Origin of the sequence: Mesobacillus thioparans, assembly GCF_965138835.1 — a bacterium.
Taxonomy (GTDB): domain Bacteria; phylum Bacillota; class Bacilli; order Bacillales; family Cytobacillaceae; genus Mesobacillus; species Mesobacillus thioparans.
In genome coordinates this window covers 131,514-154,076 of record NZ_CBCSFH010000004.1, presented here as the reverse complement: position 1 = coordinate 154,076, position 22,563 = coordinate 131,514, and the positions used below count along the sequence as shown (strand labels likewise).

The window sequence follows — 22,563 nt, the reverse complement described above, 5'->3', positions numbered from 1 at the left end:
TATTATCTAAAATTAAATTGAAGTGTCACTTCATTTTTAAAAAGGGGGAAGGGAAAATGCAATTGGATAAGAAAACGACTTATCGTGTATTGATCGCCAGCCTTGTTGGCAGTTCCATTGAATGGTTTGACTATTTTCTATATGGAACAATGGCCGCACTTGTATTTAACCAATTATTCTTTGTCAACGAGGATCCAACAGTAGGCTTGCTTTTGGCGTACGCATCGTTTGCACTTTCGTTTTTCATCCGGCCATTTGGAGGAATCATTTTTAGTCATATCGGGGATCGAATCGGCCGGAAAAAGACACTTGTTTTAACATTGAGCTTGATGGGTGCTGCGACATTCGCAATGGGTCTCTTGCCTACATATCAAGCAATCGGTGTAGCTGCACCAATCATTTTGATTACTCTTCGTCTGATCCAGGGACTTGGAATCGGTGGGGAATGGGGAGGAGCTCTGCTGCTTGCAACTGAGTATGCTCCAGCAGAACGCAGAGGATTCTTCGGTTCCATTCCACAAATGGGTGTAACGATCGGAATGGTGATGGGTACACTCGCTCTTTGGCTCATGAGCTTATTGCCTGAGCAGCAATTCATGTCTTGGGGCTGGCGCGTGCCATTCATCTTCAGTGCATTGCTCGTGGTCTTTGGTTTATGGATCCGAAAAGGAATCGATGAGACACCAGAATTCAAGGAAGTTCAGCAAAAAGGTGAAATTCCAAAGCTACCTATCGTCGATACCCTTCGCTATTATTGGAAAGAAGTGCTGATCACCATCGGTGCGAAAGTGGTGGAGACAGCTCCATTCTATATTTTCAGTACGTTCATTGTTTCCTATGCGACAAGCACTCTAGGATTCAGCCGCTCCGCTGTGCTAGGTGCCGTCATGGTTTCAACCGTCATTACGACAATCCTTATCCCGATCATGGGAAGTCTGTCAGACCGCGTTGGCCGCAAGAAAATGTATATTGCCGGTACACTAGCGATGATGGCTTTCGCTTTCCCTTATTTCTGGATGATTCATCAAGGCAGTGTACTCATGCTGGTGTTGGCGACGATCATCGGTCTGGGGATCATTTGGGCTCCGATTACTGCAGTACTTGGAACCATGTTCTCCGAAATCTTTGATGCCAAGGTTCGCTATACAGGTGTTTCACTAGGTTATCAAATCGGGGCCGCAGTCGCTGGCGGTACAGCTCCACTCGTTGCCACAGCGCTGCTCGCATCATTTGATAATTCCTACGTCCCAGTTGCACTCTACATCATGTTCACGGCAGTGGTGTCACTACTTGCCATCTGGGCAGTGAAAAGCCGCGTTGAACCAACTGTGATCACTGGTAAAATGAGCTCGGCCAAATAATTTGGCCGAGTTTTTTCATAAAAGGAGAGATTCTATATGCTTATACTGAATGAACAACTAATCCAATCCATTTATAAAATCGAAGATGCCATTCGAGATGTCGAAAACATGTTGGTAGCCATCCACGAAGGACGAGTTGAAAATCCTCATCGGACGGTAATCAATGTCCCCGAACGCAATGGATCCGTTCTCTATATGCCAAGCTCGGATGGAACATCCATGGCAGCAACCAAAATTGTCTCGATTTTTCCGGAAAACAGCTCAGCCGATCTTCCGACCACACAAGGAGCCATTTTACTCACAGAACTACAAACAGGAAAACATATAAGCTTACTGTCCGCTTCCTATCTGACAAGATTGAGAACCGGCGCATTAAGTGCCATCTCAGCCCGCCACCTCGCCAGGCCAGACAGCCAAGTGCTGACCGTCATCGGCACAGGCGGAATGGCATTTGAACAAGTACTGGGAATCGTGAACGTCCTGCCGATTCAAGACATCTATTTAATCAACCGTACCATCGAAAAGACATACACATTCGGTGAAAAGCTCAAAGAGGCAGGTATCACCGCCAAAATACATACCGGCGTCGACCGGAACGAAGCCGTCGCCCAGTCCGACGTCATTTGCTGTGCGACCCGTTCAACTGAAGAAGTGTTCGATGACGATTATGTAAAAGTAGGAACCCATATCATCGGGGTAGGCAGTTACTTACCCGAAATGCGTGAAATCCCGTTAGGAGCTATTGAAAAAGCAGCACTGATTTATGCAGATGACTATGAGGGGATGAAAGGAGAAGCTGGAGAGTTCATTGATGCAGTGGAAAGAGGGAAGTGGTCATTTGATAGGCTATCTGGAACTTTAGCCGAACTTCATGTGAATCAGGTTGAGCGTGGGGTTGAGGATATTACTATATTTAAATCAGTAGGGGCTGCTCATTTTGATTTGGCTGTGGCTAAGGGGGTTTTTGGGAAGGCGGAGGAGATGGATGAGGGGGAGGAGATTTTCTTGTGAAATTGATGAGACGCATTTGGAATACGGGGACAGTTTTCATGTCCCCAAAACATTATAAAACTTTTGATAAAATAATCTTTAAAGTTCTTTCTGACACTTTATGAAAATGTTTAAAACACCTTTTATTCCAAGTGCTCTGTCCCAATAGTTTCCCCTTTCTGAATAAGTTGCTTAAGATAGTTCGCCCTTTATTAAAGACATAACAGTTTTATAGGCAAGGTCCCCGTATTGTCTAATTTTCTGTAATGTTTCTATATCTCCGCTAAACTCATTTACTTTCGTCATGACTTGACGATACTTGCTCTCTGCTTCTTGCTCAGTTTGAGCCTTACTTATCCCAAATATTTCCACAAGCAACTGATGAACTTCCTCTTGTTTTTCATTGTTTGCCCACATTAATACAAACATATCGTTAAGATTGATAGTATTTTCGACTACTTGATTAATTCCTGTTAGAACAGCCTCTTTAAATTCTCTTTTTTCTTGTTGAGATTTATTTACTAGTTTCATAGACCTTTGGTGGAGGTCCCAAATATTTCTGTTCATTTGCGTAAATGGATCATGTTCTGTCAATGTAAACACCCCTTTTTATCTAAAGTTTTTATGCTGTTTCTTTAAAAATATCCTCTAACTCTTGTAAAGATTGCACTCTATTACGCGCCATTTGATTAAAAGCTTTCTCCAACTTATTCACATTGAAATGACAATTTCTGAATAATACCCAAACAATGGATAACTTGCTATTTATATTTTTTCCTAATTGAGTTTTAAATTTCACTCTAATGTAAATCTGTTCATAGTACATAGCGATTTGTAGAAACAGTAATAAAGGCAAGTGCAAAAGTAACAATAACTCCAAGAACATCTTTTCCCAAAAGATTAAGTTTTTAATATCATTAATATTTAGAATAAAGTTTCTAAATGCAAAAACGACAACTAATAAAAAGATAATTCCCAAAACCCAATTTAGAGGGTTTTTAACAGATTGATATTCTGGTTTAATTTCAGCGATAGCAACCATTGAAACTAAAATTGTAACTACAAACACTAAAAGTAACTCCACAAAAAGATTAAAAGTATATTCGTTAATTATAAATATCGGCACAATACTAAACTTTACAAGACCGAAAGCCATTTCAAAAACATTGACACTTTTGTAGTTAGTGGACACTTTAATAATCATTGGAAACAAACCGAAAATAATTAATTTAACATAATCCTTTAATAAGTCCCATCCGACTACTATTTTAAATTCATATAATAAATAAAAGAGTCCAACTATATAAACAAATGTAATTACCATAATAGGGTGCTTTGCCAGTTTTCTAAAGGATTTAAGAAGCCCTATAAAATATTTCTCATCCCCTTTTTTCGTTAATGTGTAAAAAGCAAAAACTATAAAGATTCCCACCCAAATTAGAATTGCCAATTCCCTTGTATTAAACAAGTTACCACTCCTCAAAATTAACTCACTTTCTATATTTTACCACATCATATTAATTGGTTATTTTCATTTTAATTTATCGTTCTAAACGTTAATTTTGCAGATTCAATTATTGTTTTTACTCCTGCCTGGACTATAAAAATTTTATCAGGGCATTTTTCTTAACTAATTCGGTTCACGAAAGCGTAAGAGAAACAAGAACCGGCCCTGTGTCTCATGAAAGAAATTGTAATTTTTGACCAGAAGGGCTTTTTGCTTTGTATTATGGGACAAGAACTAGTACTGTAAAAAATTCTCAAGGAGTCTTTCTTTAGGTATTTGGCTAAATAAACTTTTTGAGGTAAATATTCACATTTTTTATCAAAAAAGTACTATAATGTTATTAATGGAGTTGGCAGAAATTGTTTAGTTAGAGGTGAATTTTTCTATAAGCCATGAAGATAACGGACAAACTCAAAGATCTAGAAGAGTATAAAGAACAATATTTAACAGTACATGAAGAGCATAAACTAGCTAAGTTAAACTACGCTCAAACTAGTAATTCTACAGCTGCTTATCTTTTGAAAGAGATGAGTTATGAGAAAAGAAAATTACTTATTTTGGAGTTGAAGTCAGCAGGGTGCCCGGAGACCCATCTATTAACAATAAGTAAATTAAATGAGCGAATATATGAAGAATATCAAGATAATTTCGATCAGCATAAATGCAAACAAGCAGTATTCGACTTCTACAATTTAGTAAGTCAAGCTGAAAGTGTTATAAATTCTATTAGTTCAAATAAAAATAGAAGTAAAATCTCTAAATTTTTATCGTTCAAAATAGGAAGGTAAAAAGTTAAGGAGGGATAATTTAGTGTTCTCATTTATGGTCATAAGTAAAGATGTAAATAAGGAAAATATAATAAATGCTGAAATACATTTCTCCTTTGAATTTACNTCTTTTCAAAAGAATTTTATCTCAGGGTTTAGCTTTTTAAATAACATGAGTATCACTTGTGGTAAAAATTCATTTGAATTTGCTTTATATGATAAAGAGTTGACTGAGACCCAAGAAAAGTTAATTCAAAATTATTTTTTGAAAGTATTTAAAGGGAAAATAGATGGAATATGTATTGAAAGAGATAAAAACAATTATACGTTCTTAAATCAGGTTATAGAAAAAGAGAAAATTATTTGTTAATTTATCAATATGCGGAGGATCTTATTGTGAAAGCTGAGTTTTTTTTAACACAAATCGAGGATATATTAAAAAATACTAATATAAAATATAGAAAGCTAGAGTCCGATGATACATATGCAATAGAATTAGTTTTTATTGAGAATGATGGTAAAAATAAAGTGGAAATTTTGATGTATTTATCTGAGAAACCAGACAGATTAAGTATTGTAGTAACAAATGCTATAGGCCGGATAAAAGGGAATGAACAGCAAATCTTAAACATATTAAATGAAATTAATGTAGACAAAATATTGTATGGTAACTTAGCTATATCTTATGAAATGGATTGCGTGGTGTATAGTAATTCTGTTTCACTCCAGGGAAGAGATAATATTGAAGAAGAGGAATTATTAGATTATATACTTTATACAAATTTTATTAGTCTAAAAGTAGAAGAAGCTATAAATAAAATCTAATAATTTTAAGGTTGGTTTTTAGGATGAAGGTTCATTATAGTTTTTCAGAAGTTTTTCAAATAATGATTATTATTTTTACAATTATTATCTTAACCCCTATCATTAAATCGCCGAATTACAAAGAGTTATTCTTCTTAAATTATATTAATTCTGTTTCACTAGTGGCTTCAATTATTCTTTTATTAATTGCAATACTGACAAAGATAAGACAAGAGAAATTTATTGTAGTGACTGATCAAAAAAATTATATTAAGTACACACTTTGGTTAATAACCTTGATAATAATACTTTCTACAGTTTATTTTTCGTATATGTCAATTGGATACATAACTTTAACTGAAAAGAAAAATGATGTTATTGGGATTGTATCACTGTGTATCGCATTATCCACAGACATATTAGCAAATGTTTTCGTGTATTTTATACTTAGAAAAGCAAAGAAAAAATACAAAGTCCGCTATAACGACTTATACAATTAGTTAATATTCATATATAAAATTTTTGAACAGGAAACATTTATCTAAGAGGCCGACTTAAAAGGTAGTAAGAGACACGGGGACGGTTTTTCGTCTCACTATGAAATATTTTTTGAGTGGTCAAATCCATTACAGGGATTTGGCTCTTTTTAATTCAAAATCTTTAACAATACTCTTCTCAACATATAGAATGATAAAATCAAAATAGATTTTTTGCAAATAAAGTAACCCACTGGAGTGATATACCATGAACAAAATCCGTCAAAATATAATAAACTTCCGAGACGAACGCAACTGGAAGCCGTACCATAACGAAAAAGACCTAGCTATATCAATTTGTCTTGAAGCAAACGAGCTATTGGAAAACTTTCAATGGAAAAGCAGCGAGGAAGCGGTCGAAGATTCGAAACAAAATATAATAGAGGAAATGGCTGATATTTTGATTTACCTTGTTCAGTTGGCGGATAAGTTGGATATTGATCTGGAAGAGGAAGTTTTGGAAAAGATGAAGAAGAATGCGCTTAAGTATCCCGTGCAGAAGGGGTGAGGGTAGTTGATCGTATATGAGGCGACGAAAGATGAGTTCTTGAAGGATGTTTTTGATGATGAGCTGGTGAATAATATTGTCAGCAATTATAACAGCAAGATCGGCCGGATTAATGAGCGGGAGGTTCGGTCTTGGGACAACTCTATGCAGTATATGTATAGGGTGTTGAGTGACAGTGAGATTCCTAAAGATGCAGGCGTTGCGATTGAGTTCAAGATTCCGCACACCTCGAAGCGTGTGGATTTCCTTATCTCCGGCTCAGATCAGGATGCTAAGCAATCGATTGTCATTGTTGAGTTAAAGCAATGGGAAAGTGTTGAAAAGATTGAGGGCAAAGAGGCTATTGTTAAAACGGTGATTAATCGCGGGGTGCGGGAGACTACTCATCCTTCCTATCAGGCCTGGTCCTATGCAGCTTTAATCAAGGACTATAATGAAAATGCGCAAAAAGAGGAAATTCAACTTTATCCGTGTGCATACCTTCATAATTACATAAACCAGGGTGAACAGGATCCGCTGAATTATCCTGTATATGATTATTATATTGAGGAAGCACCGGTTTTTGTAAAGGGTGACTCCGGTAAGCTACGCGATTTTATCAAAAGATATATCAAACATGGTGATAATAAAGAGATTTTATATACGATTGATAAAGGCAGAATCCGGCCATCCAAATCGTTGCAGGATTCATTGAATAGCATGCTCCAGGGGAATAGGGAGTTTGTCATGATCGATGACCAGAAAGTGGTCTATGAGACAGCATTGCATCTGGCGAGTGATGCAGTACGGACAAACACTAAGCAAGTATTAGTCGTCGAAGGCGGTCCGGGTACTGGAAAGTCCGTATTGGCGATTAACTTGTTGGTAGAGGCTACCAATCGCAGTTTAGTGTCTCAGTATGTCACTAAAAATGCCGCTCCGCGAAATATCTATGCAACAAAACTAAAACAGAATTTCCGCAAAGGCCATATCGATAACTTGTTTGTTGGTTCAGGCAGCTATATTAATGCACCAGCAAATGAATTTGATGTTCTGGTCGTTGATGAAGCCCATCGCCTGAATGAGAAGTCCGGTCTTTTCAGCAACCTTGGTGAAAATCAAGTCAAGGAAATTATAAATGCTTCAAAGCTGGCAGTCTTTTTTATCGATGAGCGACAGCGGGTGACTCTGAAGGATATCGGAAGTATCGGCATGATTAAGAAGTTTGCTGGTGAACTCGGAGCAGGGGTGTCGACGGTCAAGCTGGAATCACAGTTCCGCTGCAATGGATCAGATGGTTATCTGAGCTGGATTGACGACGTGCTGCAGATTCGGGAGACAGCTAACTCGAATTACATCGGAACAAATTATGATTTCCGCATTTACAAGGAACCTAATGAAATGCGTCAGGAAATCGAAAGGCTGAACAAGAAAAATAATAAGTCACGGATGGTTGCCGGCTACTGCTGGAACTGGGTTAAGGAAGGGAAATCCAACACCAATGTTCATGATATTGAGTTACCGGAACACAAGTTTAGCATGAGCTGGAATCTCGATAACTCTGCCACATGGGCGATTGACGAAAAATCAGTAAATGAAATTGGCTGTATCCACACCTGCCAGGGACTTGAGTTTGACTATGTTGGTGTTGTTATAGGAGATGACCTCGTATTTAAGGATGGAGAAGTAATCACCGATTATACCAAACGCGCTAAAACTGACAACTCATTAAAAGGCTTGAAGAAAATGCTGAAGGAAAAACCTGAAGAAGCTAAGCAGCTTGCAGATGAGATTATCCGAAATACTTATCGTACATTAATGACGCGCGGACAGAAGGGTTGCTTTGTTTATTGTACAGATAAAGAGTTGGAGGGTTATTTAATCGAGCGGGTTAGGGATATTCAGCAGACTTATGAGGAGAATGAGTTTTTTAGGGAGATGCCACGAGTGGCGGAGACTAATGAAAAATACCAAAGTTAGGAAGGCTCTATGCTAGGAGCCTTCCTTTTATTTACGCAAATAGTTTCTAAGTAAAATTGATGAATAATAGGACACTATAGCGACTGTTAGGTTACCACTACAATTGATTATTACTTCGAAATCAAAAATACACTAATGGGCAATTGGCTGAAATTGTGTAATAAGATGGAGATTCAGTTACAGAAATACCCAAAAAATGTCGAAAATTGCAATTGGAATATTATATACTAATAAATAAGGATGATGACTCACAAATAAATACTATTTATAAGAAGGAGGGATTCTTTTGTATTGGATTGAGGTTAGGCATGAAGGATTACATAAATATCGAGTTATTAAGGGTAATAACAGGTATGTAGTCGAACAGAAAGCTTACTTGCAAGAGAAACAATGGGAGGAAATGTGGAAAAAGAAAAAAGATGCAGAGAAGAAGAAGTTGGAACGAGAAAATATGGCTTTTGAGAAGGCTCAAAAGAAATCGCTTGCAGAACAACAAACATTAGAAGCAGTTAGTCAGCTTGAATCTATAGATAATATTTTAGTCTCTACATTAGAAGTGGATGATAAAATCGATTGGGATTCCCTCAAGGATGTTTCTAAATTTAAGGATCCAAAACCTAAAAGTCCCAAGAAACCATCTTACCCTTCAGAACCCGATAAGAAGAATTATGAACCAAAGTTTGGCTTAATGGATCGTATTATAACTTCTAGTAAGCAAAAGAAAATTGATGAAAGTAATAAATTGTATGAAGCGGCCATGAACGACTGGAGAAAGAAAACAGACGAATTAACTGAGCGGTATGAAAAAGAAGTAAGTGCCTATGAAGATAAACTGGAGAAATGGAAAGAGAAGAAGGAAAGATTCGAACGAGAACAGAAGGAAAGAAATGAAGAAATTCAAAAGAAAAAAGAGCAATATATTGCAGGAGAAAGTGAAGCCGTGATCGATTATTGTGACATGGTACTATCAAATTCAGTGTACCCAGATGATTTTCCACAAGAGTTTGATATTGATTACAATTCAGTGAATAGAACGCTAATAGTTGAATACAACCTTCCTGATATAACAGATTTACCAACTTTAAAGGAAGTTAAGTATGTTGCGACGAAAGATGACTTCAAAGAATCTCACATAACTGACGCAGCTCTAAGAAAAATGTATGATAAGTTGTTATATGATATTACTTTAAGAAGTTTACATGAGCTTTATGAAGCTGATGCAATTAATGCAATAGATTCAGTCGTATTTAATGGTTGGGTAAATACAATCAACAAAGCAACAGGTAAAAACGAAGATATATGCATTTTATCGATTCAAACAAATAAGGAAGAATTTGAGGAAATTAATCTAGGTGCAGTGGATTCAAAATCTTGTTTTAAGAACCTGAAAGGTATTGGTAGTAGCAAATTATTCAGTCTTACACCAATTGCTCCTATATTAAAGATAAATCGAGAAGATGGCCGATTTGTTAACTCCTATAGTGTAACAGGAGATGTTGATGAAGAAACAAATTTGGCTGCAATGGATTGGCAAGATTTTGAACATCTTATAAGGGAATTATTTGAGAAAGAATTTAATAACTCTGGTGGGGAAGTAAAAATCACTAGAGCAAGCAAAGATGGCGGAGTAGATGCAGTGGCGTTTGACCCGGATCCTATAAGAGGTGGAAAAATTGTCATCCAGGCAAAAAGGTATACAAATGTAGTAGGGGTCTCCGCAGTACGTGATTTATATGGAACAGTTATGAACGAAGGTGCAACTAAAGGAATACTAGTATCTACAGCTGATTATGGTCCTGATGCATATAGCTTTGCTAAAGATAAGCCGCTAACTCTACTCAATGGTAACAATCTTTTGCATCTGCTTCATAAACATGGGCATAAAGCGAAAATTAATTTAAAAGAGGCTAAGTTGTTGATGAAGGAAAGTAAGTAAAAGAGACTTATGTATGGGATATGGGAACGGTTCCGTTGTCTCGTAATAAATATGTAACGGCAGAACCGTCCCTCCGTCTGCGCGTTGTGATGTGGTTGCTAAGATTGTTCTTGCGTAAATATGAGAGCCTTATCCTTTGGCGGATAAGGCTTTTTTATAATAAAAATGGAAATTTTGGCTTTATAATGATACTTAAGAACCGTCCCCAATGTCTCACTCACCTCTTGAACTTCTACCAGTGCTGAAAATGGTACCTGTTCTTACCCTTGATTGGAATAAGCTCTATTTCTTTAAGGAAATTGGCTTGAATAGTAAATACTTGTATCCTGTCAAAACCTAAACATTAAAATGGCAGTAACGCCTATAAACAATATTTAGTAATATGTTGCCACACTTTTGTTCCAAATTGATGTGCGACCAATATCATTGTTTGATTCCATTTAATATCAAAATCATTACCTGCCGTTTCTCGTATAATGGAAGTTACTTCGGCTGCTTTTAAAGGTCTTTTTAATAGTTCAAAGCGATTGAGATACATAAAATGTTCTTCATTTTCATTGCCTTCATAATCATTTAATTCAACAATTCCAGTTGCTATTCCTCGTCCAATAATCCCTACATTACTTGAATATAGAAAAACTAAATCATTGGCCTCGATTGTATCGATATAATATTTCCAAGGATTATAAAAAGCTGCGCACTTGTGATTCTGTAACATTTCTTTTTCGCAATCTGGATTGTGAGTTTTATTTGTATTGATAATATAAACTTTAGGCAAATTTATTTCCCCCTTAAATATTTGGAATAGTTTACTAATAGATTACCAGATATCAGTATTCCCTGATACTACTAATTTCCATCAAATCATCGTTTATTCTAAAGCAATATTCGATATGAATGTCCGGTTTTAATACTGAGTAAATAATTGAATTGTTAAATCAATTATCTAAGATCTAAGCTATTACCCTATTATTCATCTGATTAATAGATAGAATGAAAGTTGCAGGAAATTTTTCTCATATTCGTTTTTAATTTAGTAACTTAAATTTGAAACTAAGGCGTGAAGTAAAAATGAAGCAAGGTAAAATTATTAATTTCCCGGAGTTGAAAGTTGTTGAAAATGATTTTGAGGTTAACTTTGAGGTTGAGTTAGGGACTGGATGTAACTTGGGGACGGTTCTTGTTTCAGTAAACTGCAATTTATGAACCGCCGGAACTGTCTCTGTGTGTTCTTAGGGAACATTAAGAGGGTTTCATATCACATTTTGGAATTTGAGTATTTTAAGACAGGATGTTATTTTGTCTGCTTAGTTCTTTTAGCGGTTAAATAGTTCTGGGTATGCTTGTTTGTAAAGTAGAATCATTGCCTTTTTGGCTGCATGCTTTTTGCTTCTGGGGTGGGTGCCTGTGGCGGTGATGTCTCTGTATGGTGGTTGTTCGTCGCAAATATTTACGGTGACTAGATATTCGTTTGGATATTGGATTATTTCCATTTCTATTTCATCGCCGTATTCATTTTTAAATTGGGTCACATCCCAGGAGAGGTAGTAGTCTGCTTTCATAATATTCACCTTTTATTCCTTCTCATCTTCTAGGGTTTCGATTTCGATGATTTTACGGATGTCTGTGATGTCAAGTGCTTCGCTAATTCGTTTGATGTGATCAAAGTGAATGCTTTTTCTTTTATTGTTAGCCAATTCGCTAAGTGTAGCATGACGAATGTCTGCTAATCTGGATAGCTCTCGTAATGAGATGCCATAATCATTTAGCAGTTTTTTTATATTGATATTCACCTGTTTCTCTGCCATAGCTTACACCCATTCCTATTAACTATAAGGCAAAGCTATCATCTTTAGTTGTGCTAAGTGGTACGTGTTTAAGTACCATTTTGTTTGTTTTTAAAAGAAATTTTGTGGTTATGGAATAGATGATGTTTTAATTTTATTTTGAGATGCTCGTCTTTCTGATTGGGTGGGGAAATACGGGACATGGGGTTGGTTCTCAAATAATGAAAATTAATGTGTATATACAATATTCAAGGACACAGGACGGTTCTCATATCCCGGAAATGGCTACTACAAGCCTCTAAGCTTGAATGGTTAAAACCCAAAGACAACGATACGCAGTTCAAGCTGCTTATCGTATTTTTTTTGCTCTAAAGTCTCCTAACTAACTGTTCACAAAACAGCCACAATCCAACGCTTCCCACCCTGTCCTTTCCACCCTTTCATCCATATATAAAGGGTGAAAGGGTGGTGCATTAGCATGACAATTAAATCGGCGGTTATTGAGAGTTTTTCGGAGTATTCACAGTTTGGTTCATTGAAGGAGTTTAACAATCATTTTGAGATGTGGATGGCGGATAAGAAGCGTTTTTTCAGTAAGGGTGAGTTGATCGGGTTGAAGCGGCTGGTTCGGTTTGCTGCGAAGGTTCCTGGGGTGGCCAATGCCAAGATCGGGACGGTCCTGAAGGCAATTTATGAGGAATATGGGGAGATGGGGATTTCCCGTTCTACTTTTAAAAGGATGATCCTGAAGGCTAGTGATATTGGTATCTTCACTGTGTATGACACGGCGCGCAAGAACGGCTCACAGTCCAGCAACCTGTATGTATTCAATCGTTTCCCGATGAATGAACTACCGGACGGCGATCAATTGAGCCACCAATATAAAACTATCATTCCTTCTGAAACTAACATTAAAAAGAATAATAAACGTGAAGAAAAGGCTGCTGGAGAACAATTATCGGAAATCACAGAGGTAAAGTACATTGCTGAAAAAGGACCTGAAGAGCATCTTTTTGTCGGTGACCGGGTTCCTAGTGATTTTGTCAATCTTGTAAAATACTTTTACCCAACCGCAAAATCAATTGAGGAATTCTGGCGGATGAGCACGGTCGCTGCCTACCGGAACAACTATGAACAAGATGCAGATCTCCTGTTGTCTGTTTCCCTTGACTCTTTCAGACAGCTCGTCCGGAAGCTGAAATCGAAGGTGGAAGTGAAGAATCCGATTGCTTATTTTACCGGGATTTTGAATAAGAAGTTCCAGGAGCGTTATTTTGAAGAGCTTTATGATATGAGTTTTGTTGAATAAAGGTAAAGGGTTCTTTCGAGGGACAAGGGGGCGGTTTCAGATTCCCGTTAATTGTGAAGAAATGTAACTATTTGAGACAATGGAACCGTCCCACGGCTCAATCCCGCATCTTTGTTGTCTTGTACAGTATGGCCTCAAACAAGAACAATCGGGACTCTTCTTTTAACTATTTTGGAGACGCGAGAACCGTCCCTGTGTCTGTGTCTCAAAGTTAAATCTTCATTTTTCCAAATTAATTTTGTTTGCTGGAGAGAAAGTGGTAATTTGAATGTATTCAATCAACTGATTTATTTACCCGGAGGTTTTTTATGAAGGAAATAAAGGCAGGGACGAACCTGGTGATATTGGAGACAAGTGATGTTCATGGTTCAATTTTTCCAATTAATTATGGGACGAACGAGAATGTGCCACAAGGACTTTCGTATGCAGCAACAGTGATTAAGAAGCATAGGAAGCAGGAAGAAAATCTCCTTGTGATCGATAACGGCGATTTAATCCAGGGAACTCCGCTGGCCTATCATTTCGTGAAATTTGGAGGCGATCTTCCTAATCCGATGATCAAGGTTTTGAATGAGCTACAATATGATGCGGCCATCATCGGCAACCATGAGTTCAATTATGGAATGAAAATCCTGAATCGGGCAGTGATTGAGTCGGATTTTCCATGGCTGTCAGCCAATATTGGTGACTCGTCAACTGGCACTCCAAAATTCGGGACTCCCTATATGGTGAAAAAGTTTGACATTGGGGTGAAAGCAGCGGTTCTTGGGTTGACTACTCACTATATCCCGAATTGGGAAAGCCCTAAACATATTAAGGAATTAAAGTTCGAGGATGCACTTGAGACCGTGAAAATGTGGGTGAATTACATACATGAAAAGGAAAAGCCTGATATATTGATCCTTGCTTACCATGGCGGTTTTGAGCGGGATCTTGAAACAGGAAGGGAAACGGAGAACCAAACAGGGGAGAACCAGGCGTTTCGTATTTGTCATGAAGTTGAAGGAATCGATCTCTTGCTTACAGGGCATCAGCATAGAAAAATAGCTGGTGAGTTGAATGGTGTGACCGTCCTTCAGCCAGGATTTAACGGCAAACAGATCGGCAAGGCAACTATTTCATTCGAGAAAGATAACAGGAGATGGAAGATTGTCGATAAGATGGCTGAGATAATGGAGCTTGAAAATGAGGAGCCGGATGAAAGCATCCTGGCACTTGTTGGAAAATATGAACTGGAAACACAGAACTGGCTGGATCAGACACTTGGAACAATTGTTGGAAACATGGAAGTCACAGACCCGATCGACTTACGGACGAATGAACATCCCCTAATTGAGTTCATCAATAAAGTTCAAATGGAGGCAAGTGGAACGGCTATTTCAAGTACCGCCCTGTTCCATAATGAGGCACCAGGCTTTAGCAAGCATGTAACAATGCGTGAAATTGTTTCAAATTATGTATATCCCAATACGCTTACCGTGATCAGGATTTCAGGGCAGGATATGAAGAATGCTCTTGAGCGGTCGGCCAGTTATTTTATAATCGATAATGGTGAAATCGCTGTAAACCCAAACTTCTCTGAGCCCAAGCCGCAGCATTACAACTATGATATGTGGGAAGGTATTGACTATGTCCTCGATATTAGAAAACCAGTTGGAGAAAGAGTGGTAAAGCTCTCTCATAATGGTAATGATGTAAAACCAGAAGAAGAGTTTGATGTAGTCATGAACAATTATCGTGCCGGAGGCGGAGGAGATTACACAATGTTCAAGAACAAAACCATCATCAAAGAAATCCAAACCGATATGACAGAACTCCTCGCAAACTACTTTCTCAAACATAACACCGTCAAAGCAACTGTGAATCACAATTGGAAGGTGATTTGGTAAGATACAAGTAATGTCCCACTGTTTTTCATCGAGAGCGTCGAACAGTTAAAGTGGGATTTGGTCACTATCGAATTAGTTTCAGGTGATAAGATTCTATATTTAAAAGAGACATGAGACACAGGGGCGTTCCTGAGTCTCATTTTGGTATTACATTTGTGCCATATGAGTATCTGATATGAGCGGTAATTAGGACGGTTCTCCTGTCCATTCGGGAGTCGAAATAAAAGCTGGATAGAGCTTAGATAACCTAAGGGAAGCTAAATAATGCTTCCCTTTAAATTCGATAAGAGACATGCAAGTGGGATTTTTTCTGTAATTTAATTACCAGGAAACAGAGATTCTCGGGACACAAGAACCGTCCCCGTGTCCCACCAGCATTTTCTAAATTTACTTAAATATAGATATAAATGATTAAAACTTAATAATAAATGGATACACGAAACTTGGGGGACCGTTCTTTTGTTTAAATAAATTGTATATTTTAACAGTTTATGAAACGTCATAACCGTCCCTTTGTTTCTGATCCTTTGTTTCTTTTAACAATATGAAGTAATCAAGCGTTTCTTTGGCTGGGGAACGCTTTTTATTTATGTTGGATTATAATAAATAAATCATTATAATTAATAAATATTTATTGTAAATCGATAAATGGTGTATTAAAATCAAATCAGAATATAGAAGCGAGGTGCTTTATGGAAAAGGTTAAAACGTTGTTTTTAAAAATAGCGGTTATTCTTTTAGGAGTCCCAGTTCTCGGTCTGTGTATCTTTTTGGTGCCTGAGCTGGCCAATCTTTCATCAGAATTACTTCCTGAGTTTGCTTTAATAAAATATCTTGTTTTCATCATTTTTGATGGATCGGCAATACCTTATTACTTTGCTTTGTATCAGGCTTTCAAACTCTTACGCTATATTGATAAAAATATCTCTTTTTCTGATTTATCAGTAAAGGCTCTAAGAAAAATCAAATACTCTGCAGTCACAATTAGTACTTTGCATGTGCTCGTTTTTCCGCTTTTCTATATCTTTGCGGAAATAGACGATGCCCCAGGAGTTATCTTAGTCGGATTGGCTGTCCCGTTTGCTTCGATGGTGATCGCAGTCTTTGCTGCTGTTCTTCAAAAACTTTTAAAAGAAGCAATTGATATTAAATCAGAAAATGATTTAACGGTGTGAGGTGTAAACAATGGCCATTATCATAAATATTGACGTAATGATTGCAAAAAGGAAAATGAGCGTAACAGAACTGTCGGAGAAGGTTGGGATTACAATGGCGAACCTTTCAATATTGAAAAATGGAAAGGCAAAGGCCATTCGGTTATCCACTTTAGAGGCAATTTGTAAGGCTTTGGATTGTCAGCCGGGAGATATTTTGGAATACAAAAGTGATGAAGACGTTTAATCAATGTGGAGGAACGTGCTATACAGGTAGGTTATTAGGGGAGGTAAAACGATGAACATTAATAATTCGATAATTGAAAATATGGCTGATCCTCATGAGCTGGAGAGAATGTATAGAAAAGATCCTAAAGCCTTCAAAAAATCATTCTCACAGGCATGGGAACAAAATCCTGATTCTCATATTCTTCGTGTTTGGTATGAAAGATTGCATTTCAGGGAGACGGCAAATACAGATAAACCTCTCTTTTTTCAAAAAAGGTTCTTCATAATGGGCCTGCTGGCCATTTTGGCCGGAATCAGCACCCGGATCATTTTCTATTTTGTCGAACAGGAAGCCATTGCTCCGATTAACCTGGCTTTTGGTATAATCCCCTTTATAGCTGCCTATTTTGTTTACAATAATACTCCTAGAAAAAGGATTATTTATACCCTTGCAGCATTGTTCCTCATTCCCGGGATTTATCTTAATACGCTTCCATTAAATGATAAAGACAGTATCATACTTGTTTATTTGCACTTTCCCGTATTTTTGTGGGTCTTGGCAGGGTTTGCATTTACAGGAAATGAATACTCTAAAGGAAGCACAAGATTAGCATATATTAAATTTAATTTGGAATTTGGTATTCTCTATACCAGCATGGCAGTTAGCGGAATAATTCTAGCGGCACTAACCATGCAGTTATTTAGCTTTATTGGCCTGAATATAGAGGACTTCTATTTTAGCAATGTCGTTTTATTCGGTGCTGCCGCTCTTGCTATTGTGGCTACATACCTGGTATCAATGAATCTTAAGCTAGCGAAGAATATTACTCCATATATAGCCAAGATTTTTAGTCCTCTTGTCCTGATCACATTGTTAGTCTATCTTATAACGGTAATATGGGTCGGAAAAAATCCATTCCTGGATCGGAATTTCTTGATAGCCTTCAATGGAATACTCCTTGGTATACTGGCCATTACCATATTTTCCATAACCGAAAGTGACTCAGACGAGAAAAAGAACATTTCTCATTATATAAATTTCGCCTTAATTGCTCTTGCACTCATCATTGACAGTGTGGCGTTGTCAGCGATTGTTTTCAGACTTTCTACTTTTGGGGTTTCGCCTAACAGAGTAGCTGTCTTAGGAGTAAACCTACTTATCTGGGCCAATCTTATTTGGATCATGCTCTCCTATTTGCGTTATTTGCAAAACAAATCTGGACCTTCAGATATCCAAGAAGCCATTACCAAGTATTTGCCGGTCTACGGACTTTGGGCGGCTTTCGTTATATTCGGGTTTCCTGCCATTTTCAATTAGTGAAGAAGCGTGGGGACGGTTCTTTTGTATCAGTAAATTGTGTATTTTAACAGTTTATGAAACGTTGGAACCGTCCCTTTGTTTCTTTTTTACTTTAGTGTAATCTGAATACTGATTTATCATTACCATAAAAATTTTTAAAAAAAGAGAAAAATTGGAGGTATCCTAGGTAAAACAAAGCCAAACACGTTAAATGCTGTCCCTCCTGGTAAATAGTAAATAATAACCATATTACTAATGAATTTACTGAATTGTGTTGAACTAAAATCAGAGCTTACTATTCTTCTTCCTTAATAATTGGGGATATAATATCAATACGGTTAGTCCATATTCCACCAGTATATCCTTCAGGCAGACGCTCCAAATCTTGTTTTTTATCAAACCCTTCTGACCACCCGCCATCACCAGCAACAAGGATGACTCTAGTACCCACGCTCTCCATTCTATTTAGGAATTTGTCTGGATTTCCCCATAAATAAGAAAAATAGGTTTCTGGTATGTGTAACTGCGTATTTTCACATGCCGATGGAATATATCCTGTCCAGCCGGCTGCTATGTATGGAAGCAGACAACTTTTAAGCGTTTCTTTAGACATGACCCGCATGTCTGGCATTGCTTCTTTTAGGGCAGCAATAGGCTGGTCCCCACCATAGACTGTGAGACCTTCTAATCTTTTATTAGGATATTTCGAAAGATAATGGGCTAATTGGCTTCCTTCCTCTGGATCATCACTTTTAATGTGGATTAGAAAAGACTCGTTTGGAAATTCAGCCAATACTTCATCAAGTGTAGGCATTAATCCTACTCCCTTGCCCCGAAAAGGAAAGGATTTCCCGTTGTCAGCTGTATATCCGTACCCAACATCCAGTTGTTTCAGTTCTTTCATTGAATGCTCTCGCGTGGTGCCTTTCCCTTCAGTTCTACAATCGAGTGTCCAATCATGGAAAATCGCAAATTCCCCATCTTTAGTAGGTTGGACATCAATTTCTACAATGTCTGCGCCCTCTCCAAATGCAGCTTTCATGGAAGGAGTGGTATTCTCAATATAGGGATGTTCTGGTTCGTAAATTCTCTCAGCCGTACATGTTTCTCCCGTAATCCCTTCCATATGGAAGGTCTGTCCTAAGCCACGATGTGCTAGAAGAATAGGCTTACCACTACGTTCCTTTGTAAAGAGGGAACTATTATTAACAAACATAAATAAAGTCAGAAATAGAATAATGAATAAAGCTTTTTTTGCTATTTTTTTAACTTTCACTTGATTAAATTCCCCTTTTTTTATAAGAGTTAGCAGCAACACATTCAGAAGTATTATTATTGAACTAATTGCCCCGTTTGTTTAATAAGGAATTCAGCATAATAGCTTCTGAAATGGTGTAACCTTGTTGATACGATAATCTTGTAATTTCACTCGAATCCGTCATCTTTGCTCCTCTAATTCACATAAAATCCACCCTTTTGAACTTATTCACTATATTAGCTTAAATTTGCTGATATTTCCTTACATGTTATTCGACAACCTGAACTCCACCAAAATAGCGCACAAATTCTTCCTTAAACAACGGTTGCATGCTAGATTATTTATACGCAGCAATAGTAAATTCCCAAGGGGTATTTCCTCCATTCCACCCACGATGTTCTTCGAATTTTTGCAGGTGAAAGCCAGCTGCAACAAAAGAATGAATGATTTCCCTGATTGTATAGTACCTGACACGAAAATCTGGGAATGCTTCTTGCTCTTGCTGTTCAAAGAAATGTTTAAAGGTTACCACTATGTATCTCTTCATCAAAATAAGCACCTTGAACCTGATACTGACCATCTGCTGCCTTCAGCATTTTTCTAAAGTTACCTATATATAGATATAAATGTTTAAAACATAATAATAAATGGATACACAAGGAATGGAGGGATGAAGATGAAAATACTTATTATTGGCGGAGATGCAGCGGGTATGAGTGCTGCGATGCAAATGGTCCGAAACAGCTCTGGGCATGAGATCACTGTGTTGGAAAAGGGAGGCGTGTATTCATACGGACAATGCGGCCTGCCTTATGTGATCGGTGGGAAGATTGAGTCCACGGATGAGTTAATCGCTCGCACTCCATCTACTTTTAAAGAGAAGTATGGCATTGATGCACGGGTATTTCATGAGGCCCAAAAGGTAGATGTGGAAAATAAAATCGTAAGTGGAATAAACCATAGTAATGGTGGAACGTTCAGCCTTCCATATGACCGCCTTCTGATTGCGACTGGTGTAAGCTCGGTCGTTCCAGAGTGGGAAGGCGTGACACTTCCAGGTATTTTTTCGCTAAAAACCATCCCTGATGCACAAGCGATAATGGATTATCTTGAAAGAGATATACATAACGTGACCGTGATTGGCGGTGGGTACATTGGGCTTGAAATGGCCGAAAGCTTTGCGGAGCTCGGCAAGAAGGTGACCATCATTGAACGGAATGAGCAATTAGCCAAAATATTTGATCCAGACATGTCAGAACTGATTCATGAAGAAGCAGTAAAGCATAACATTGTACTGAAAATGGGTGAATCCGTGGAAGCATTTGGAGGGAGTGACCATGTGGAATCTGTGAGAACCGATAAAGGAGAGTATGAAACAGATTTGGTGCTGGTCGCTGTAGGTGTGAGGCCGAACACGTCCTTTTTAGAAGGAACAGGAATCAAAACCATTGGGAATGGTGCGATTCAGGTAAATGCCTATATGCAAACCAGTATTGAGGATATCTACGCGGCGGGAGATTGTGCCACACAATATCACCGGGTAAAAGAAAAGGATGATCATGTCCCATTGGGAACACATGCCAATAAGCAAGGACAAATCGCCGGATTGAACATGGTTGATGTACATAAAACGTTTAAAGGAATTGTCGGCACGTCCATTATTAAGTTTTTCGATCTAACCCTCGGGAGAACAGGACTATCAGAAAAAGAGGCAAACATGCTGAACATCCCCTGTGGCTCTGTAACCATTACAGCAACTGATATCGCTGGTTATTATCCGGATGATACAAAAATGAAATTGAAACTTGTCTATCATAAAGAGACACATAAGGTTCTTGGCGGGCAAATCATTGGCGAAAATGGTGTCGATAAACGAACCGATGTCCTGGCGACGGCCATATTCCATTCCATGACGACCGAAGAGCTGCTTGATTTAGATTTGGCGTATGCTCCGCCTTATAACGGGGTTTGGGATCCTGTTCAGCAGGCGGCTAGGAGAGTGGAGTAGGTGGGGATACTATGAATAAATACTGTCGACCCTTTGGAATAGATCAATATATAACTATAAATAAAATTTACGGTTCCATGTTAAAAGATCCTAGACTGACGTTTAAAAATGTCAGTTTTTTTAATTTGGGTAGGATTTTAGAGTTTTTAAGGAGCTTTTTTGATATGCAGGTTTGTTGAAATTAGTTAAAGTTTCCGTTATCAATCACATGGCATTCGATCATGTGCAGCGAATTAATTACATCGAAATATGTAATTCTGAGAGACAGCGGAATTGTTCAGCTGTCTTTTATTATTTGGAAATGCAATTGCATTTTGCAGATATTGATTAAAAACAGTTATTTGTAAGTCTTATGGGTATTCGAATCTAAGTTCCAATAAAACTAATAGAAATAAGCAAACATTTAATCATTATATAATCTTGCTCATTAAGGTGGGTTGTTTGAAATTATATATTTATTAAGTTTATGAGGCGTTGAGCTATGGAGCATTATTTTGTTAAATTATGCTTTTTTTTTATGAATAATTACCAGGAGAAAACATCTAATTTAACTTCTTGTTATTAACAAAATGAAAACCGTACTCTTTATATAAATAATGAAAAGAGGAGGCGATTAAATGACAACAATAAATAGTGAGTTAAATAAATTAAAGGTCTTTGTAAAAAAAGTAAAATCATTAGAGCCCTTAATCCAATTGCATGATGCTCAATTTGAAATCCCATGCGTGATACAAAAAAAGGCGATTTATGAGAAAGCGATTGTTCATCCCATCATTCATAAAAATATTTTAGGTCAAATTTTATACGAAATCTCCCAAGTCCATGTTGATCAATTCTCGGGGATTTTTCCTTTTGCAATTATTTTGCACCCAAATGTAGTAGAAGATATTGACCTCCCGGGATTATATATATTTGATTCTGAGGAAAGTAGGTTCTTGTGCAAAAAAGTTATTAATGAAGACCAAGATGTTGCTCAATATTTAAAGGGGATTTTGCGCAAGAAAAATATTGAATCCTATCTAGCAATAGGCTTCTCATTTGAGTGTAAAAGTAATATTACTGAAGAATTCTTAGAAAATGTAATAAGAGAGGCAACGATATTATTAAAAAATGGAGAAAACTTATTGGACGTTCATGGTGAAATCACCAGTTCTATTGTCAGCCATCTGGAAGAAGAAACATTTATTTTAATGGAAGACCAAGAAAAGAATCAGTATTCTCTTTTATTTACACAGTGGATAAACAGTATTTTTTAGGGGTTA

Annotated in this window: 21 protein-coding genes; 14 read left to right on the top strand and 7 right to left on the bottom strand. The window is 37.4% G+C overall.

From position 1 onward, the window contains the following. Positions 1-62 precede the first annotated feature (62 nt). Both ACNAZ4_RS09340 and ACNAZ4_RS09335 read left to right on the top strand, forming a co-directional pair. Positions 63-1,361: an MFS transporter gene (locus ACNAZ4_RS09340; protein ID WP_415814194.1), complete on the top strand. Its 1,299-nt coding sequence runs from the start codon at positions 63-65 to the stop codon at positions 1,359-1,361. 36 nt (positions 1,362-1,397) lie between these two features. Continuing rightward, the gene (locus ACNAZ4_RS09335) at positions 1,398-2,372 is read left to right on the top strand and encodes an ornithine cyclodeaminase family protein (RefSeq protein WP_415814016.1); all 975 of its coding nucleotides are present in this window, start codon (positions 1,398-1,400) and stop codon (positions 2,370-2,372) included. Positions 2,373-2,543: 171 nt separating this feature from the next. Here ACNAZ4_RS09335 and ACNAZ4_RS09330 read toward each other — a convergent pair whose 3' ends face one another. Next, positions 2,544-2,945, bottom strand: a complete 402-nt coding sequence (locus tag ACNAZ4_RS09330) for a hypothetical protein (RefSeq protein WP_415814014.1) — start codon at positions 2,943-2,945, stop codon at positions 2,544-2,546. Positions 2,946-2,973: 28 nt separating this feature from the next. Beyond that, a complete protein-coding gene (locus ACNAZ4_RS09325) occupies positions 2,974-3,819 on the bottom strand; it encodes a hypothetical protein (protein WP_415814013.1) in 846 nt (281 codons plus the stop codon). A 933-nt stretch (positions 3,820-4,752) separates the two neighbouring features. Between ACNAZ4_RS09325 and ACNAZ4_RS09320 the strand changes: the two genes are divergently transcribed. The 5 genes from ACNAZ4_RS09320 to ACNAZ4_RS09300 form a co-directional block, all read left to right on the top strand. Beyond that, positions 4,753-4,995, top strand: a 243-nt coding sequence (locus tag ACNAZ4_RS09320) for a hypothetical protein (protein WP_415814012.1), incomplete at its 5' end; no start/stop codon positions are given. Between the two features lie 26 nt (positions 4,996-5,021). After that, positions 5,022-5,450, top strand: coding sequence for a hypothetical protein (locus tag ACNAZ4_RS09315; RefSeq protein ID WP_415814011.1), 429 nt, complete (start codon positions 5,022-5,024; stop codon positions 5,448-5,450). A 723-nt stretch (positions 5,451-6,173) separates the two neighbouring features. After that, a complete protein-coding gene (locus tag ACNAZ4_RS09310) occupies positions 6,174-6,473 on the top strand; it encodes a nucleotide pyrophosphohydrolase (RefSeq protein WP_415814009.1) in 300 nt (99 codons plus the stop codon). Positions 6,474-6,479: 6 nt separating this feature from the next. After that, on the top strand, positions 6,480-8,432 hold the full coding sequence (locus tag ACNAZ4_RS09305; RefSeq protein ID WP_415814008.1) for a DNA/RNA helicase domain-containing protein: 1,953 nt from the start codon (positions 6,480-6,482) through the stop codon (positions 8,430-8,432). Between the two features lie 286 nt (positions 8,433-8,718). Further along, positions 8,719-10,368, top strand: a complete 1,650-nt coding sequence (locus ACNAZ4_RS09300; protein WP_415814007.1) for a restriction endonuclease — start codon at positions 8,719-8,721, stop codon at positions 10,366-10,368. 361 nt (positions 10,369-10,729) lie between these two features. Here the strand turns inward: ACNAZ4_RS09300 and ACNAZ4_RS09295 are convergent, their stop codons facing one another. The 3 genes from ACNAZ4_RS09295 to ACNAZ4_RS09285 all read right to left on the bottom strand — a co-directional run bounded on the left by ACNAZ4_RS09295 (position 10,730) and on the right by ACNAZ4_RS09285 (position 12,176). Beyond that, positions 10,730-11,146, bottom strand: a complete 417-nt coding sequence (locus tag ACNAZ4_RS09295) for a hypothetical protein (protein ID WP_415814006.1) — start codon at positions 11,144-11,146, stop codon at positions 10,730-10,732. 538 nt (positions 11,147-11,684) lie between these two features. After that, a complete protein-coding gene (locus ACNAZ4_RS09290; RefSeq protein ID WP_415814005.1) occupies positions 11,685-11,930 on the bottom strand; it encodes a hypothetical protein in 246 nt (81 codons plus the stop codon). Between the two features lie 12 nt (positions 11,931-11,942). Next, complete coding sequence (locus tag ACNAZ4_RS09285) at positions 11,943-12,176, bottom strand: helix-turn-helix domain-containing protein (RefSeq protein WP_415814004.1); 234 nt, start codon at positions 12,174-12,176, stop codon at positions 11,943-11,945. Positions 12,177-12,633: 457 nt separating this feature from the next. On the opposite strand from ACNAZ4_RS09285, the gene ACNAZ4_RS09280 reads away from it, so the two are divergent. The 5 genes from ACNAZ4_RS09280 to ACNAZ4_RS09260 all read left to right on the top strand — a co-directional run bounded on the left by ACNAZ4_RS09280 (position 12,634) and on the right by ACNAZ4_RS09260 (position 18,053). Continuing rightward, on the top strand, positions 12,634-13,464 hold the full coding sequence (locus tag ACNAZ4_RS09280; protein ID WP_415814002.1) for a hypothetical protein: 831 nt from the start codon (positions 12,634-12,636) through the stop codon (positions 13,462-13,464). 308 nt (positions 13,465-13,772) lie between these two features. Next, positions 13,773-15,353, top strand: coding sequence for a bifunctional metallophosphatase/5'-nucleotidase (locus ACNAZ4_RS09275; RefSeq protein ID WP_415814001.1), 1,581 nt, complete (start codon positions 13,773-13,775; stop codon positions 15,351-15,353). A gap of 692 nt (positions 15,354-16,045) precedes the next feature. Next, positions 16,046-16,528 (top strand): DUF2975 domain-containing protein, encoded by a 483-nt coding sequence (locus tag ACNAZ4_RS09270; RefSeq protein ID WP_415814000.1) that lies wholly within the window; start codon positions 16,046-16,048, stop codon positions 16,526-16,528. A 10-nt stretch (positions 16,529-16,538) separates the two neighbouring features. Further along, positions 16,539-16,754, top strand: coding sequence for a helix-turn-helix domain-containing protein (locus ACNAZ4_RS09265; RefSeq protein ID WP_041964742.1), 216 nt, complete (start codon positions 16,539-16,541; stop codon positions 16,752-16,754). Positions 16,755-16,805: 51 nt separating this feature from the next. Beyond that, positions 16,806-18,053, top strand: a complete 1,248-nt coding sequence (locus tag ACNAZ4_RS09260; RefSeq protein WP_415813998.1) for a DUF4153 domain-containing protein — start codon at positions 16,806-16,808, stop codon at positions 18,051-18,053. A 277-nt stretch (positions 18,054-18,330) separates the two neighbouring features. Here the strand turns inward: ACNAZ4_RS09260 and ACNAZ4_RS09255 are convergent, their stop codons facing one another. After that, positions 18,331-19,251: a glycerophosphodiester phosphodiesterase family protein gene (locus tag ACNAZ4_RS09255; protein ID WP_415814192.1), complete on the bottom strand. Its 921-nt coding sequence runs from the start codon at positions 19,249-19,251 to the stop codon at positions 18,331-18,333. A gap of 379 nt (positions 19,252-19,630) precedes the next feature. Then, a complete protein-coding gene (locus ACNAZ4_RS09250; protein ID WP_415813996.1) occupies positions 19,631-19,840 on the bottom strand; it encodes a hypothetical protein in 210 nt (69 codons plus the stop codon). A gap of 129 nt (positions 19,841-19,969) precedes the next feature. On the opposite strand from ACNAZ4_RS09250, the gene ACNAZ4_RS09245 reads away from it, so the two are divergent. Beyond that, positions 19,970-21,301 (top strand): CoA-disulfide reductase, encoded by a 1,332-nt coding sequence (locus ACNAZ4_RS09245; RefSeq protein WP_415813995.1) that lies wholly within the window; start codon positions 19,970-19,972, stop codon positions 21,299-21,301. A 617-nt stretch (positions 21,302-21,918) separates the two neighbouring features. Then, complete coding sequence (locus ACNAZ4_RS09240; protein ID WP_415813994.1) at positions 21,919-22,557, top strand: hypothetical protein; 639 nt, start codon at positions 21,919-21,921, stop codon at positions 22,555-22,557. The last annotated feature ends 6 nt before the right edge of the window (positions 22,558-22,563 follow it).